The sequence below is a fragment of the Roseburia amylophila genome (assembly GCF_025567465.1).
GTDB classification, from domain to species: Bacteria; Bacillota; Clostridia; order Lachnospirales; family Lachnospiraceae; genus Roseburia_C; species Roseburia_C amylophila.
Genome location: NZ_JAOQKI010000001.1, coordinates 113,235 through 127,437 on the forward strand (window position 1 = coordinate 113,235; position 14,203 = coordinate 127,437).

Annotated in this window: 13 protein-coding genes and 1 pseudogene; 12 read left to right on the forward strand and 2 right to left on the reverse strand. The window is 37.9% G+C overall.

Annotation, left to right across the window (positions count from 1 at the left end):
• Window positions 1-22: 22 nt before the first annotated feature.
• The 4 genes from OCV43_RS00565 (at window position 23) to OCV43_RS00580 (ending at window position 4,689) form a co-directional block, all read left to right on the forward strand.
• Window positions 23-694 carry a response regulator transcription factor gene (locus OCV43_RS00565; protein ID WP_117841571.1) on the forward strand — a complete coding sequence of 224 codons (672 nt, stop codon included), beginning with the start codon at window positions 23-25 and terminating at the stop codon, window positions 692-694.
• Entirely contained in the window at window positions 691-1,686 is a 996-nt protein-coding gene (locus tag OCV43_RS00570) for a sensor histidine kinase (protein ID WP_262623143.1), read from the forward strand. The genes OCV43_RS00565 and OCV43_RS00570 overlap by 4 nt, the downstream gene beginning before the upstream one ends.
• A 221-nt stretch (window positions 1,687-1,907) precedes the next feature.
• Window positions 1,908-2,675 carry an ABC transporter ATP-binding protein gene (locus tag OCV43_RS00575; protein WP_022243488.1) on the forward strand — a complete coding sequence of 256 codons (768 nt, stop codon included), beginning with the start codon at window positions 1,908-1,910 and terminating at the stop codon, window positions 2,673-2,675.
• A complete protein-coding gene (locus OCV43_RS00580) occupies window positions 2,668-4,689 on the forward strand; it encodes an ABC transporter permease (RefSeq protein ID WP_262623144.1) in 2,022 nt (673 codons plus the stop codon). The genes OCV43_RS00575 and OCV43_RS00580 overlap by 8 nt, the downstream gene beginning before the upstream one ends.
• A gap of 88 nt (window positions 4,690-4,777) precedes the next feature.
• On the opposite strand, the gene OCV43_RS00585 is transcribed toward OCV43_RS00580, so the two are convergent.
• Both OCV43_RS00585 and OCV43_RS00590 read right to left on the reverse strand, forming a co-directional pair.
• The gene (locus OCV43_RS00585; RefSeq protein ID WP_262623145.1) at window positions 4,778-6,979 is read right to left on the reverse strand and encodes an ATP-binding protein; all 2,202 of its coding nucleotides are present in this window, start codon (window positions 6,977-6,979) and stop codon (window positions 4,778-4,780) included.
• On the reverse strand, window positions 6,966-7,796 hold the full coding sequence (locus OCV43_RS00590; RefSeq protein ID WP_227701603.1) for a substrate-binding periplasmic protein: 831 nt from the start codon (window positions 7,794-7,796) through the stop codon (window positions 6,966-6,968). Before OCV43_RS00590 ends, OCV43_RS00585 begins: the two co-directional genes overlap by 14 nt.
• Before the next feature lie 214 nt (window positions 7,797-8,010).
• Between OCV43_RS00590 and OCV43_RS00595 the strand changes: the two genes are divergently transcribed.
• The 8 genes and pseudogenes from OCV43_RS00595 to OCV43_RS00630 form a co-directional block, all read left to right on the forward strand.
• On the forward strand, window positions 8,011-8,307 hold the full coding sequence (locus OCV43_RS00595; protein ID WP_117697786.1) for a hypothetical protein: 297 nt from the start codon (window positions 8,011-8,013) through the stop codon (window positions 8,305-8,307).
• A gap of 284 nt (window positions 8,308-8,591) precedes the next feature.
• Complete coding sequence (locus tag OCV43_RS00600) at window positions 8,592-8,798, forward strand: helix-turn-helix domain-containing protein (RefSeq protein WP_262623146.1); 207 nt, start codon at window positions 8,592-8,594, stop codon at window positions 8,796-8,798.
• Window positions 8,799-8,868: 70 nt separating this feature from the next.
• Window positions 8,869-11,439, forward strand: coding sequence for a type I restriction-modification system subunit M (locus tag OCV43_RS00605; RefSeq protein WP_262623147.1), 2,571 nt, complete (start codon window positions 8,869-8,871; stop codon window positions 11,437-11,439).
• Window positions 11,420-12,055, forward strand: coding sequence for a restriction endonuclease subunit S (locus OCV43_RS00610; protein ID WP_262623148.1), 636 nt, complete (start codon window positions 11,420-11,422; stop codon window positions 12,053-12,055). The genes OCV43_RS00605 and OCV43_RS00610 overlap by 20 nt, the downstream gene beginning before the upstream one ends.
• A gap of 13 nt (window positions 12,056-12,068) precedes the next feature.
• Window positions 12,069-12,722 (forward strand): DUF3990 domain-containing protein, encoded by a 654-nt coding sequence (locus OCV43_RS00615; RefSeq protein WP_262623149.1) that lies wholly within the window; start codon window positions 12,069-12,071, stop codon window positions 12,720-12,722.
• Window positions 12,719-13,147, forward strand: a complete 429-nt coding sequence (locus OCV43_RS00620) for a hypothetical protein (protein WP_334307675.1) — start codon at window positions 12,719-12,721, stop codon at window positions 13,145-13,147. Before OCV43_RS00615 ends, OCV43_RS00620 begins: the two co-directional genes overlap by 4 nt.
• The gene (locus OCV43_RS00625) at window positions 13,144-13,617 is read left to right on the forward strand and encodes an NADAR family protein (protein WP_262623151.1); all 474 of its coding nucleotides are present in this window, start codon (window positions 13,144-13,146) and stop codon (window positions 13,615-13,617) included. Before OCV43_RS00620 ends, OCV43_RS00625 begins: the two co-directional genes overlap by 4 nt.
• A gap of 24 nt (window positions 13,618-13,641) precedes the next feature.
• Window positions 13,642-14,199: pseudogene (locus OCV43_RS00630) on the forward strand (restriction endonuclease subunit S); the annotation flags it as partial.
• Between the last annotated feature and the right edge of the window lie 4 nt (window positions 14,200-14,203).

Below are 14,203 nucleotides of genomic sequence, written 5' to 3' on the forward strand. Positions count from 1 at the left end.
AAAACGGAAAGGCAGGGGGAAGATGTACCGGATTTATCTTGTGGAAGATGATGTAATTATAGCCAGAAGTATTAAAAAACATTTAGAAAACTGGGAATATGAAGTGCAGTGCACAAAAGATTTTTCAGCAGTTACAAAAGAATTTGCGGAGTTTGCACCGCAGCTTGTGCTGATGGACATCGGACTTCCTTTTTACAATGGATATTACTGGTGTAGTGAAATCCGCAAAATTTCCAAGGTGCCGATTATCTTCCTCTCTTCAGCTGCGGACAATATGAATATTGTCATGGCTGTGAATATGGGAGCGGATGATTTTATTGCAAAGCCTTTTGACTTAAGTGTCCTTACGGTAAAAGTACAGGCAATGCTGCGGCGCACCTATGATTTTACGGAGACCGGAGAAATGCTGACCTATCACGGAGTGATGCTTCAGGTGGCGGAAGCAGTCCTTACCTATCAGGATAAGAAAGTGGAACTTACCAGGAATGAACTGCGGATTCTAAAGACACTGATGGAAAATAAGGAAAAGGTAGTCTCAAGAGATACGCTGATGACAAAGCTCTGGGAAAGTGACTGCTTTGTGGATGAGAATACACTTTCCGTAAATGTAAACCGCCTTAGAAGGAAACTTGCGGATGCAGGTCTGGAGGATTTTATTCTTACGAAGAAGGGAATCGGGTATCGGCTGAAATGAGATTTGTCAAAAATTATCTGAAGGAAAATCTGAAATGGCTGTTGTTAGTGCTTGCCTGCTTTGGAATCCTGTGCTTTGTAATCGGATTTGAGCAGGTGCCGCTGGCACAATGGGGATATGCCGCATTTTTGTGCTTCTTTTTGTATTTACTGGTAGTAATCATAGATTTTACAAGGCGTTATCTGCATCATAAGAAGCTGGAAAAGCAGACTTCTGAAATTGCAGTGACAATGGATAAGCTGTCATTGCCGCAGGGACAGATGGAAACGGATTACCAGAAAATGCTTCGTTCGTTATATATCACACTGCAGCAGCAGATTAATGAGCTGGAAAACGGGCAGGTGGAGCAGGCAGAATATTTTACCATGTGGGTGCACCAGATTAAGACGCCGATTGCGGCACTGCGCCTGCTGCTGGCAGAGGAAGAAGATGAGCGGAGTCAGGAAATGTGGGAAGAGCTTTTCTCCATTGAGCAGTATGTGGAAATGGCATTGCAGTTTTCCAGACTGTCTGCGAAAAGTACGGATTTTGTGATTGGTGAAGTTTCGTTGGATAAAGTAGTGCGGGAGGCAATCCACAAGTATGCCAGACTGTTTGTGCGAAAGAAAATTAAAATGGAATTAAGTTCCATTGACACGCAGGTACTGACCGATGAAAAATGGCTGGAATTTGTAATCGAACAGATTTTATCCAATGCCATTAAGTATACTGCCGGTGGAACCATTTCTGTTTATTTAAAGGAAGAACCGGAGCAAGAGACAAAAGAGCTGGTTATCGAAGATACCGGAATCGGTATCGCACCGGAGGATTTGCCAAGGATTTTTGAAAAAGGCTATACCGGTTATAACGGTCATGCAGATAAGCGCTCCACAGGAATCGGACTGTATCTCTGCCGGAAAATTATGCGCAAGCTGTCCCATGAAATTACGATTGAGTCGGAGATTGGAGTGGGAACGAAGGTACATCTTGAAATGCGAAGTAGAGATAAGTGATATACAAAATTATGTCCTGAAAAATGTAAATATTAGCAAATTTATCACCTGAAAAATGTGGAATATAATTATGGTACAATAAAAAAGCTAGAAAATATAATTTCAATCTTACAAAAATGTAAGAGATAAAGGGAAAATGTAAGCAGAATCCATGGCTGACATTTTCCTTTTTTGCTATGATAATGGAAAAGATGACAGAGCAATAAAGTGAGGAGAAAACAATGGCAATCTTAGAAGTAAATAATCTGAAAAAAGTTTATACAACCCGCCTGGGTGGAAATCAGGTAGAGGCATTAAAGAATCTTTCCTTTTCAGTGGAAGAAGGAGAATATGTAGCAATCATGGGAGAATCCGGTTCCGGAAAGACTACGCTTTTAAACATTTTGGCAGCACTGGATAAGCCCACCGGTGGACAGGTCATATTAAATGGCAAGAACATTGTGGATATCCGGGAAAAAGAGATTTCCGCATTCCGGAGAGAAAATCTTGGATTTGTATTTCAGGACTTTAATCTTTTGGATAATTTTTCATTAAAAGATAATATCGTTCTTCCGCTGGTGTTATCCGGTGTGGATTATAAAGAGATGGAGCGGCGCATAACACCGATTGCGGCGCAGCTTGGAATTCTTGATATTCTTGGAAAATATCCTTATGAAGTATCTGGCGGACAGAAACAGCGTGCGGCGGTAGCAAGAGCCTTGATAATCAAGCCGGAGCTGGTACTGGCAGATGAGCCTACCGGAGCACTGGACTCCAAAGCGACGGAAGATTTATTGACATTATTTAATAAGATTAATGAGCGGGGACAGACAATTCTTATGGTAACCCATAGCACTAAGGCTGCAAGCCATGCGAGAAGAGTATTGTTTATTAAAGATGGGGAAGTATTCCACCAGATTTACCGTGGTAATTTAACCAGTGAGGAATTGTATGCAAAGATTTCCGATACACTGACGATGCTTACGACAGGTGGTGAGAAACATGAATAGGGGTTTATATGGAAAACTGGCAGTAAATAATATAAAGCACAACAGACAGTTTTACCTGCCGTATCTGTTGACCGGGATGCTGACGGTGGCATTCTTTTATACCATGCTGTACCTCAATCACAATCCGGGACTGGATGAACTGCCATTTGGTGCCATGGATGTAGAGCTTGTGTTGGGACTGGGTGCAGTTATCATTGGATTTTTCTCTGTGATATTCCTGTTTTACACCAACAGCTTTATTATGAAACGGAGAAAAAAGGAGCTTGGTATTTATAACATTCTTGGAATGGAGAAAAGGCATCTGACAAAAGTAATTTTTCTGGAGACGTTTTTTTCGGCAGTGGTTGCTATCGGTGGCGGACTTGTTGCAGGAATTGCTTTCAGTAAACTGATGTGTATGTTATTGTATGCTATGATTGGATACCATGCAGAAATTGTTTTTTATGTATCAGAAAGTGGCGTTGTAAGTACCATCCTTTTGTTTGCCGGTATTTTTATGCTGACCTTTATATATAATCTGTTTCAGATACAGCTTGCCAAACCGGTGGAACTGCTGCATGGAAGCAGCCAGGGCGAGCGGGAGCCGAAGACGAAAAAGCTGATAGCAATAGTTGGAATTGTAACACTTGCAGCAGGCTACTATATGGCAATTACAGTAGATAATCCGGTAACTGCAGTGCTTCTGTTCTTTGTAGCGGTAATACTTGTAATTATCGGAACCTATTTTATATTTATGGCAGGCAGCATTGCCGTGCTTAAGTTCTTAAGAAAGAGAAAAAGTTATTATTATAAAAAGAAACATTTTGTGGCAGTTTCTGGTCTTATTTACCGGATGAAACAGAATGCAGCAGGACTGGCAAGCATCTGTATTTTATCCACGATGGTACTGGTGGTAATTTCTTCAACGGTAAGTATGTATGCCGGACTGGATGATGAACTGGCAGCCCGTTATCAGGGAGATATCGGAGTATCCATTACCAGTGAAAATCCGATTACAGAAGGTGATGCGTTGCGGGAGTTAGTGAACCGCACCATCCGGCAGGAGAACCGCAGTATAAAAGAAGAACAGGGCATGATGACGCTGACATTTTCCTGCATATCAGAAGATGGAAATCTTGTAATTCGAAAACATGATGATGAGGGCGATTATGGTTCTGGTATTATTATGCTCCGCATGATTACAAGGGAAGATTATGAGGAAGCTTATAATGTAAGGGTTCCGGAGCTTTCGGATCACGAAGTGGTGTTGGCAACCAGTGATGACTATGATAAAGATACGATTACGGTTGGAGATTATACTTATCCTATTTTACAGAAACAGCATTTTTCTTCTGAAAATGGACATTGGATGGATAATCAGGTCTATTATATGGTAGTAAACAGCGTAGAAGATATGGCACCGTTGTATGAAGCACAGAAAGAGATTTATGGGAAAAATGCCAGCAGCTATTATTATTCTCTGTATATCGACATCGATGGAAACAGGGAAGAAAAAATTGCCTGTGGAAATGCAGTGTCTGCAGCAATTGGTGCATCCGGCATGGAAGAAGGGCACGACGGTAAATATTATATCATGATAGAAAAAAGGGCAGAAAATGAAGATTCCTTCCGGCAGATGTATGGCGGCTTTCTGTTCCTTGGTATTTTCCTTGGAATCCTGTTTTTGATGATTACCGTACTTATTATTTTTTATAAGCAGATTTCGGAAGGATATGAGGATAAAGAGCGCTTTGCCATTATGGAAAAAGTAGGAATGAGCAATGAAGAGGTAAAGAAAACAATCAGTGCACAGATCCGGATGGTATTTTTACTACCGATTGTTACCGCGGCGCTACATGTGCTGGCAGCGTTTCCAATGATCCGGATGATACTGGCAGTGATGAATCTGAATAATGGAAGACTGTTTGCGTATTGTCTCCTTGGTACGATTGCAGTATTTACAGTTATTTATCTGCTGGTATACAAGATGACCTCAAGAACCTATTATCGAATTGTCGGACGTCAGATTGGGTAGAGATTTTTATAATATCAAATAACCGTAAGAACCTGCTGTCGGCAGTTTCTTACGGTTGTCTGGCAAAGAAGAAGAAAGCTCTGCTGCATTATGGTGTCATAGGAGCTTTTTTCTCTGGTGTGTATTTAGCAATTGTTTTTAAAAGAAGTTCCGTATCCAGTGGTTTGGTAAGGTGTTCGTCCATACCGGCAGCATAAGTTTTCTGACGGTCTTCTGCAAAGGCGTTTGCAGTCATGGCAAGAATCGGAATTGTTTTTGCATCCGGACGGTCTAAGGAACGGATGGCACGGGTTGTCTGATAACCATCCATAACCGGCATCATGATATCCATTAAAATGATATCGTATTCATAAGGAGAAGCCTCCATAAAAAGCTGTAGTGCTTCCTCTCCATTGCAGGCTTTGGTAACCACTGCACCGGCATCAGTCAGAATAAATTCTGCAATTTCAAGGTTTAGCAAATTATCTTCAGCCAGCAGAATATGATAGCCGGAAAGAGAGATTTCTTCATCGGAAGTTTCTGCTTCGGAAGTGGAAGCGGCGTTATGGTCGATACAAAAAGGAATCGTAATCCGGTAAGTGGTGCCGACATCCTTCTCACTGGAAAAATCAATGGTTCCGCCCATTTTATCCAAAAGATTCTTTACAATTGCCATGCCAAGTCCGGTACCGTTGTAAGTAGAACGGGCATCATGGCTTTCCTGGGTAAAAGGTTCAAATAAATGCTCCTGAAATTCTTTGCTCATGCCGATTCCGGTATCAGAGCAGGTAAATTCAATCCAGGCAGTATCTTCCGTGAAACGTACTTCATGACAGCTTAGAATGACTTTTCCATTTTCCTTATTATATTTTACTGCATTGCTTACAATATTCATAAGAAGCCGTTGGATATGAATAGGACTTCCGATGAGACAGGGATGCTGGACAGAAGGAACTTCGGAAATAATTTCGATGCCACGTTCCGCAGCCTGCTTTTCTACAATGGTGGTGATATCATGGACCAGGTGCAGAACATGGAATGGGCGGGATTCTAAGACAATTTCGCCGGATTCCAGTTTTCCCATATCAAGAACTTCATTTACAAGTTCTAAGAGCAGACCAGAAGCCTCCCGGATTTTCCCGAGACATTCCTGCTGCTTGACAGGGTTATCTTTATAATGTCCGGCAATTTCCACCATACCACGGATTCCGTTAATCGGCGTCCGGATATCGTGACTCATCCGTTGCAAAAATTCAGTCTTGGCAAGGTTAGCACTTTCTGCTTTTTTGGCAGCCTCCTTTAGTGATTCCTGATAGAGCTTATCCCTCTTCAACTGGGCTTCCTGGTAGCTCTGGTCAGTCCTCCAGCGCAGCATCTGGAAAATCAGAAGAAGGCAGATATAACCAAACATATAATAAAATACTTTTCGCGGAGTCGTTTCAAAAACTGCATGCTCAGGCAGATAGACGTAGATATAATAATTCTGCCCCTGGTCTAACATACCAAAGACATGCTTTGGTGAGGAGACTGTATTATGAACATGAACCATCTGTCCACTCACCGCTTTTTTGTTTATATTCTGTAGTACTTCAATATTCTTAATATCTGTTCCTTCGAGTTTTTCTTCATTTGAGGCAATCACTTTATCACCACTGGTAATGACAATGGTGCTGCTACGGCTGATACTGTAGCCAGACAGCAAATTCTGAAAAGAGATGCTGTAACTTTCAATGTAATCAAGTGGTGTATGGTAATAAGTTACAATAATACCAGAGGTATCGGTACGTCCTACCGCTGCCAGATCGATATAAGAGCCATCTTCACAGTCGATTCTGGAAGAGTATGTTTTTTCCGGATGTATGGCAACATCCAGAAGAACTTCTTTTTCCAGCGTATCGGTTAGACCGGCACTGCCAATGGAATCAGTACAATATTCAGAGGTTACAGTTCCGGTTTCATCCAGAAAAATAATGCCGGTAATATAAAGGTCTTTTGTAAATTCTTCCATGGAAGCTTTTTCCATGGATGTTGTGCCATGCAGACGGTTATCCGTAGAAATATTGTGGGCAGCCTGCTGACAGCATTCAATAATACGCATCAGGCTCTTTGTTTCGGAGGCTAAATTTAAATTGCTGTAGGTGGAGCATTGTTTCTTCAAATAATTAACCGTATCTGCAAGGTGTTCTTCTGTGGATTCGATATCATCATTTGCGGAAGTAAAAAATACCAGAAGGAAGAACAGGATGCCAAGAAATATTGAAAAAGGCCAGAAAAAACGCAGTCTAAAGGGTTTGTTCTTATTTGACTTCATAATTTTCTACCTCCAGATAAGTACTTGGATGCGCTAAGTATTTTCCGATGATTTTCTCAGAGGTTCCATCCTTTTGCATTTCCTCTAAAGTATCAGACAGCTCTTCGTTAAGCCCACTGGTATCATCAAGAGAGAAAGCCACACCCAGTCCGACAGTAAGAAGCGGTTTATCCAGAATGCGGTATTCCACATGATAATCGGACATATATTGTAAAATAGAAGTTTCGTGGGCAGCAACTGCATCCACATAACCTTTGCTTAACATTGGGTAAATCAGCTCACGATTCTGCATGGAGAAAAGCCCGTTAATGTTTGGAATGTCGGGATCGGTCTGGTTGAGAAAAATATCTTCCGGTTTCGTGGTGGCCTGAACGGCAATGTTTTTACCGGCAAGATCCTGCAGGGTGTAAATATTGCTGTCTGGACTGACTGCAACCACCTGCTGGCTGATCATATAAGGTCCCGCCCATTTGTATTCATCCATTCGTCCGTCCATACTAAAACAGCCCCAGGCACAGTCGATACTGCCATCCTGCAGAAGCTCTTTTTTATTTTCCCAGTCGATGGTGACAAATTCAGCCTGATAGCCCATTCTGTGGAAGGCTTCCGTGGCAAGTTCCACATCAATGCCGGTTGGTTTGCCGTCTGTTCCGCTATAATTAAAAGGCGGATAATTGTCACTGCCAATTACAATAGTTGGCAGTGAAGGTTCCTGTTTTGTGGATAGAGTATTTTCTGCTTTTCTACAGCTGCATAATAAAATTGTAAAAATAAAGAGAACAGCCAATATCTGTTGTAGTTTTTTCGGACCATTCATATAATAGAGTCACCCCTGAAAAATTCTGTTTACTGTGTTACTATTATAAAGTAAGAAAGGCGCAGATACAACAGATTACAACAGATTGTAATAGAAAATCACTTGAATTTTCGACAAAAAAATTGTATATTTGATATAGAAATGTAAATTTTTATCTGAAAAGTTTAAACAAGTAGAAATGCTAAGGGATATGTTAGAGAAGAGGGGAATTAGGATGAAAGAAGTTACAAAACAGGCAGAGGAAACACAGATTAGCCATAAAACACTGAGACTGATGATCGGAACACTCTGTTCTGTCATCGGAACGCTGCTAGCCCTTTATGTGGGAGGCTGGCTTATGTTATGTAAACCAATACAGGGGGTGGTTTCTGCATACTTTGCAGGAAATCTTACAATTGGAATCATCGCACTGGCGGTATTCAAGTGTCTGTTGTCTGTAACAGTGGCAGGAGCCATCTGGTGTGGTGGATATATTGCTAAGTGCAAGTTTATTGGACATGAAGATTATTAATGAGCAGATTCGAAAAGGATAGGAATGAAAAGGCATGACGGATTAACGTCATGCCTTTTTGATGTTTAATTGAAATGCAAATTTATATCTGATTTATATATAAAAACCTTACGCTGTTCCCAAGAAAGATTCTCACCCTTTAATCAAGATAGAGTTATAAGTAAGTTTGAAATTTTATACTTATGTATGATATACAGTATTAATGTTGAAATATATCAACCTTGTAGGATATAATATAAATACACATAAATACACATGCTTTAACAGAGAAAGGGTGTAATAAAATGGCAGTTAGTTATAAAAAATTGTGGCATATTCTTTTGGACAGGGATATGAAGAAAAAGGATTTGGAAATGTTAGCCGGTATAAGTCATTATACGATGAGCAAAATGAGCCGGGATGAAAATGTAACAACAGAAGTACTTGGAAAAGTTTGTATGGCACTGGACTGTAAGGTGGAAGATATGGTGGAGTTTATTCCTGAAAAGTAATAATAAGTCCATTGTTTAGGACAAGAATTTGGATAAAATAATAAAAATATTTAAAAACAAGGAGAAGGCTATGAATAAGCAACAATTAGCAGCTAGAATTTGGGAATCCGCAAATAAGATGCGTTCTAAAATTGAGGCAAATGAGTACAAAGATTATATTCTGGGATTTATTTTCTATAAATTTTTGTCAGAAAAGGAAGTAAAATATCTTAAAGAAAATGATTGGACAGATGAATATTTGTCTGAATTGACGGAAGAAGATACAGAGACGGTTGAGAGCATACAGAAGAATCTGGGTTATTTCATTTCATATGAAAATTTGTTTTCAACATGGCTTGAAAAAAATAGGGATTTTAGTGTTCAGAATGTTAGAGATGCACTTTCTGCGTTTAGCCGTTTGATAAATCCAGCACACAAAAAAGTATTTGAAGGAGTATTTGATACACTTCAGACAGGACTGTCCAAGTTAGGTGATAGTGCAGCATCACAATCGAAATCTATTAGTGACCTTATTCAGTTGATTAGGGATATTCCAATGGATGGAAAACAAGGTTATGATGTTCTGGGATTTATTTATGAATATCTGATAGAAAAATTTGCAGCAAATGCAGGAAAAAAAGCGGGCGAATTTTATACACCACATGAAGTGTCATTGCTTATGTCTGAGATTGTGGCAAATCATTTGAAGGATAGGGATAAAATTGAAATATATGATCCGACGAGCGGTTCCGGTTCGTTACTAATCAACATTGGTAAGAGTGCATCTAAATATATTTCGGGAGAAAATAAAGTTAAATATTATGCTCAGGAATTGAAACAAAATACATATAATCTGACGCGAATGAATTTGGTTATGCGTGGCATTGAGGCAGACAATATTGTGACAAGGAATGGCGATACTTTGGAAGATGATTGGCCGTATTTTGATGAGAATGATCCGATTGGAAGTTATAATCCGCTTTATGTGGATGCTGTTGTATCAAATCCACCATATTCTCAGGCTTGGAATCCGGTTGATAAGGAAACAGATCCGAGATATGCCGGATATGGAATAGCACCAAAAGGAAAGGCTGACTATGCATTTTTATTGCATGACTTGTATCACATTAAACCAGATGGAATAATGACGATAGTACTTCCACATGGTGTATTGTTCCGTGGTGGCGAGGAAGGAGAAATCCGTAAAAATTTAATTGAAAAAAATAAAATAGATACGATTATAGGATTGCCAGCTAATATTTTCTATGGAACAGGTATTCCAACAATCATTATGGTATTAAAGCAAAAAAGAATAAATAATGATATCTTGATTATTGATGCATCAAAAGGATTTATGAAAGATGGGAAAAACAATAAACTTCGTGTATCTGATATAAAAAGAATAGTAGATGTAGTAACTGCCAGAGAAAGTGTATACAAATTCTCGCGTGTGGTAAGCAGGGATGAAATTAGAAAAAATGATTACAACCTTAATATTCCAAGATATGTTGATTCTTCAGAAGAAGCAGAGTCATGGGATATCTATGCATCTATGTTTGGTGGACTTCCAATTTCGGAAATAGATAAATTGGATAAATATTGGAAAGCATTTCCTTTGCTTAGGGAAGAGCTTTTTGAAAACAGCTCCAAAGGATATTGTCAGCTTGCGAGGAATGATATTAAAAAAAGTATAAAGGAACATTCAGATGTCAAAAACTTCGAAAAGAAATTTCAAAAAGCATTTCAGAGTTTTGATAAGTATTTATATGATAAATTAATTGTAAATATAAATGAAAGCAGTGTTTTGAAATCAGAGGAAATGCTTTCAGAAGAGATGTTCAAACGATTGGAAGATATTCCACTTATAGATAAATATGAAGCTTATCAATTACTGGATGATGATTGGACAGAAATTGCTGTAGATTTGGAAATTATCCAAACGGAAGGAACTGAAGCAATTAAAAAAGTTGATCCACTTATGGTAACAAAAAAGAAGGCTGGAAAGGAACAGGAAGTACAGGACGGATGGAAAGGACATATTATTCCTTTTGAATTGGTTCAAAATACAATACTATCGGAAGAAAAAGAAAGAATAAAAGCCCAAGAAAACAGATTGTCAGAAATAGCTTCTGAATATGAAGAAATCTTTGATTCTCTTACAGAAGAAGAAAAAGGATTTGATTTTGTAAGTGAAGATGGTTGGGTAATTTCTGAAGTTAAGAGAGCATTGAAATCCGATAGTATAGAATTGGAAACCAAGGAGAAGCTGGAGACTATTGCAAAAATTAATGATGAAGAAAAGTCATTGAAGGCAGAAATAAAAACGAAGAGTGCATCATTGGAAACAAAAACAAAGGATATCATTGAAAATCTTTCTGATGAACAGGCTAGTGAACTTCTTAAAGCTAAATGGATAATTCCACTTATTCAAAATATCATGCAGCTTCCAGATAGAATTATCAAAGAATTAGTAGCTAATATTGAATTATTAGAAAAGAAGTATGAGACTACATTTGAAGAAATTGAAAATGAAATTACAGAAACTGAAAAAGTGATTTCCGGGATGATTGATGAACTTGAAGGTAGTGAATCTGATATGCTTGGACTTAAGGAGTTAAAAAAATTGTTGGGAGGTGTACAAAATGACGAAAGAAAATGGTAAACCTCAAATTAGATTTGCAAAATTCAAGGATACTTGGGAACAGCGTAAGGTTTCTGAGATAGCTATAGAAAAATTATCGAATGGCATAATGAATAATCAGTCAGACGATGAAACAGGAGTGAAGCATATTAATGTAATTAATATGTATGACACTGACAAAATTCATCCAGAGAAATTGACATTCAGTAATTATGATGAAGAAGCTGTAAAAAAATGCAACGTAGAGTTTGGAGATATTTTTTTAACAAGAAGTTCCTTGAAACCTGAAGGTATTGCTGAAGCCAATGTATTGCTGGATTCTGGACATTTTGTATATGACGATCATCTTATAAGACTTAAGGTTAACAAAGAAAAATATGATCCATTTTTTGTTAAACTCAATTTATCTGGAAATGCTTTTAAAAGGCAATTTATTGTAAGGGCAAAGACAACGGCATTTACGACAATTGGACAGGAAGATATTTCAGAATGTTTAGGATTCTTTCCTAAAAAAGAAGAGCAGCAACAAATTGGTGAATACTTTATGACCCTCGACCATCTCATCACTCTTCATCAGCGTGAGCTGGAAAAATTGAAAATACTAAAAAAAGCGTGTCTTGAAAAGATGTTTGTATAGGAGAAGTGAGAATATGGAAAAAATAATTTTATATCATGGGACTTCAGATAAAAAAGTCGTACCACAATATGGATTGGGTGAAGAGAAACATGATTACGGAAAAGGTTTCTATCTTACTGAGAATGTTGAACTTGCAAAAGAGTGGGCTGTTTGTAAACCAGATGAAAAGAACGGATGGGTTCATAAGTACGAATTGGAAATTACTAATTTGAAAATATTAGATTTTCAACAACACAATGTTTTGGCCTGGTTAGCAGAATTAATGAAGCATCGAGATGCAGCAGACACCAAGCGTTATAGAATTTTAGCCCAAAAGTTTATTGAAAAGTACGGAATGGATACAAGTCAATATGATGTTATCAAAGGTTGGAGAGCTAATGCATCATATTTTTATGTGGCAAAAGAGTTTGTCCGCGATAATATTGATATAGAAATTCTCGAGGAGTTATTATCGTTGGGCGGTCTTGGTATTCAATATTGTATAAAATCAGAGTTAGCATATTCAAAGTTAGAAGAAGTAGACGCAGAATTGATGAGTGTTAATTATAATGAATTCAATGATAAATATAATCAAAGAGACGTAGTCGCAAGGAAAAATATGCGTGAGCTTGTTAACTCAGATGCAAATAAGGTAACCAATGTGTTTAGCACATTATTTGAGAGGTGATTGAATTGAGAGCATATTCAGATGCATATTTAAATGATGTAGTTGAAAATCAGGGGAAACTATTTGATTTTATTTCTCAAAAATATCCTCAAAAAGATACAGCGGATTTTATTCATGCTTATATGGTAAGTAAAACAAGAAAAAGTATTGATGAAGCTCAAGCTTATGTGAATACTATGAATGCCAATGAGCTGTGGGATTATTTTGAAAAAACAGATAAATATGAACTTAAGGATGGAAGGGCACTTGAAGGATTTCTACCAGATTGGATAGGGGAGTTTTATGCTTACTATCAATGGTATTATAATCTCCCGAGTAGTGAGGTTGTCAAAAAAGTTCCATTAAATTTTTTGATAAAGGCTTATAGTGGATTGCATGATTTAGAACTTGAATTGGCGGTAAAAAAAGTAGGTAAAGTAGCATGAGAGTTATTTGTTTTCATAATCCAGAGGAAGAAAATGGTTATTTAAGTAATTGGTATCCAAGCCGATTTATTGTCAATGATATCACCTTTTCTTCTATGGAACAATTTATGATGTATCAAAAGGCAATATGTTTCGAAGATAATGATATTGCTCAAAAAATTCTTAAGACAGAAAACGTTGCTTATATTAAAGAATTAGGACGACTTATTTCAAATTATAATGAAAATTATTGGAATGGTATACGGCAAATTATTGTATTCGAAGGATTGATGGCAAAATTTTCACAGAATGAATCTTTAAAGAGGCAATTGCAAGAGACAGAACATTCTATTTTAGCCGAATGTGCAGTAAAGGATAAAATTTGGGGGATTGGTCTTTCTATGGGTGATCCAGATAGATTGGAAATAAGTAAATGGAAGGGACAAAATTTGTTGGGTTATACATTAATGATGGTGCGAGATTGGCTATAAAATCCATTTTCTTGGGAACAGCGTAAGTTCAAAGATACATTTGATTATATGCAGAATAACGCTCTATCTAGGGCGGAATTAAGTAGTGCAGATGGCAAGGTTATGAATGTGCATTATGGAGATATTCTGATTAAATATGGAGAGGTTATAGATGTAAAAAAAGATGAACTGACTTACCTATTGGATGAATCACTTGTAAAGAAGTATCAGACTTCGTTGTTGCAGAATGGAGATATAATTATTGCAGATGCAGCAGAGGATGAAACTGTAGGAAAATGCAGTGAAATGGCGGGCTTGACAGATGAAATAGTATTGTCAGGACTGCATACTATTCCATGTAGACCGAAAGAAAATTTCGCAGAAGGCTATCTGGGATATTATATGAATTCGGGTTCATATCATGACCAGTTACTTCCGTTGATTCAGGGGACGAAGATTTCATCAATTTCGAAATCCGCAATACAAAATACATACATTATGTATCCTAAAGCTGAGTCAGAACAGGAGCAAATCGGAGCATATTTCAAGCAACTCGACCGCCTTATCACCCTTCATCAGCGTAAGTTAAGTAAAATAATTTGAACAA

What these genes read in the sequence shown, in the direction of transcription:
- OCV43_RS00565 (WP_117841571.1), top strand. Translation starts at nt 23, where the DNA reads ATGTACCGGATTTATCTTGTGGAAGATGATGTAATTATAGCCAGAAGT.
- OCV43_RS00570 (WP_262623143.1), top strand. Translation starts at nt 691, where the DNA reads ATGAGATTTGTCAAAAATTATCTGAAGGAAAATCTGAAATGGCTGTTG.
- OCV43_RS00575 (WP_022243488.1), top strand. Translation starts at nt 1,908, where the DNA reads ATGGCAATCTTAGAAGTAAATAATCTGAAAAAAGTTTATACAACCCGC.
- OCV43_RS00580 (WP_262623144.1), top strand. Translation starts at nt 2,668, where the DNA reads ATGAATAGGGGTTTATATGGAAAACTGGCAGTAAATAATATAAAGCAC.
- OCV43_RS00585 (WP_262623145.1), bottom strand. Translation starts at nt 6,979, where the DNA reads ATGAAGTCAAATAAGAACAAACCCTTTAGACTGCGTTTTTTCTGGCCT.
- OCV43_RS00590 (WP_227701603.1), bottom strand. Translation starts at nt 7,796, where the DNA reads ATGAATGGTCCGAAAAAACTACAACAGATATTGGCTGTTCTCTTTATT.
- OCV43_RS00595 (WP_117697786.1), top strand. Translation starts at nt 8,011, where the DNA reads ATGAAAGAAGTTACAAAACAGGCAGAGGAAACACAGATTAGCCATAAA.
- OCV43_RS00600 (WP_262623146.1), top strand. Translation starts at nt 8,592, where the DNA reads ATGGCAGTTAGTTATAAAAAATTGTGGCATATTCTTTTGGACAGGGAT.
- OCV43_RS00605 (WP_262623147.1), top strand. Translation starts at nt 8,869, where the DNA reads ATGAATAAGCAACAATTAGCAGCTAGAATTTGGGAATCCGCAAATAAG.
- OCV43_RS00610 (WP_262623148.1), top strand. Translation starts at nt 11,420, where the DNA reads ATGACGAAAGAAAATGGTAAACCTCAAATTAGATTTGCAAAATTCAAG.
- OCV43_RS00615 (WP_262623149.1), top strand. Translation starts at nt 12,069, where the DNA reads ATGGAAAAAATAATTTTATATCATGGGACTTCAGATAAAAAAGTCGTA.
- OCV43_RS00625 (WP_262623151.1), top strand. Translation starts at nt 13,144, where the DNA reads ATGAGAGTTATTTGTTTTCATAATCCAGAGGAAGAAAATGGTTATTTA.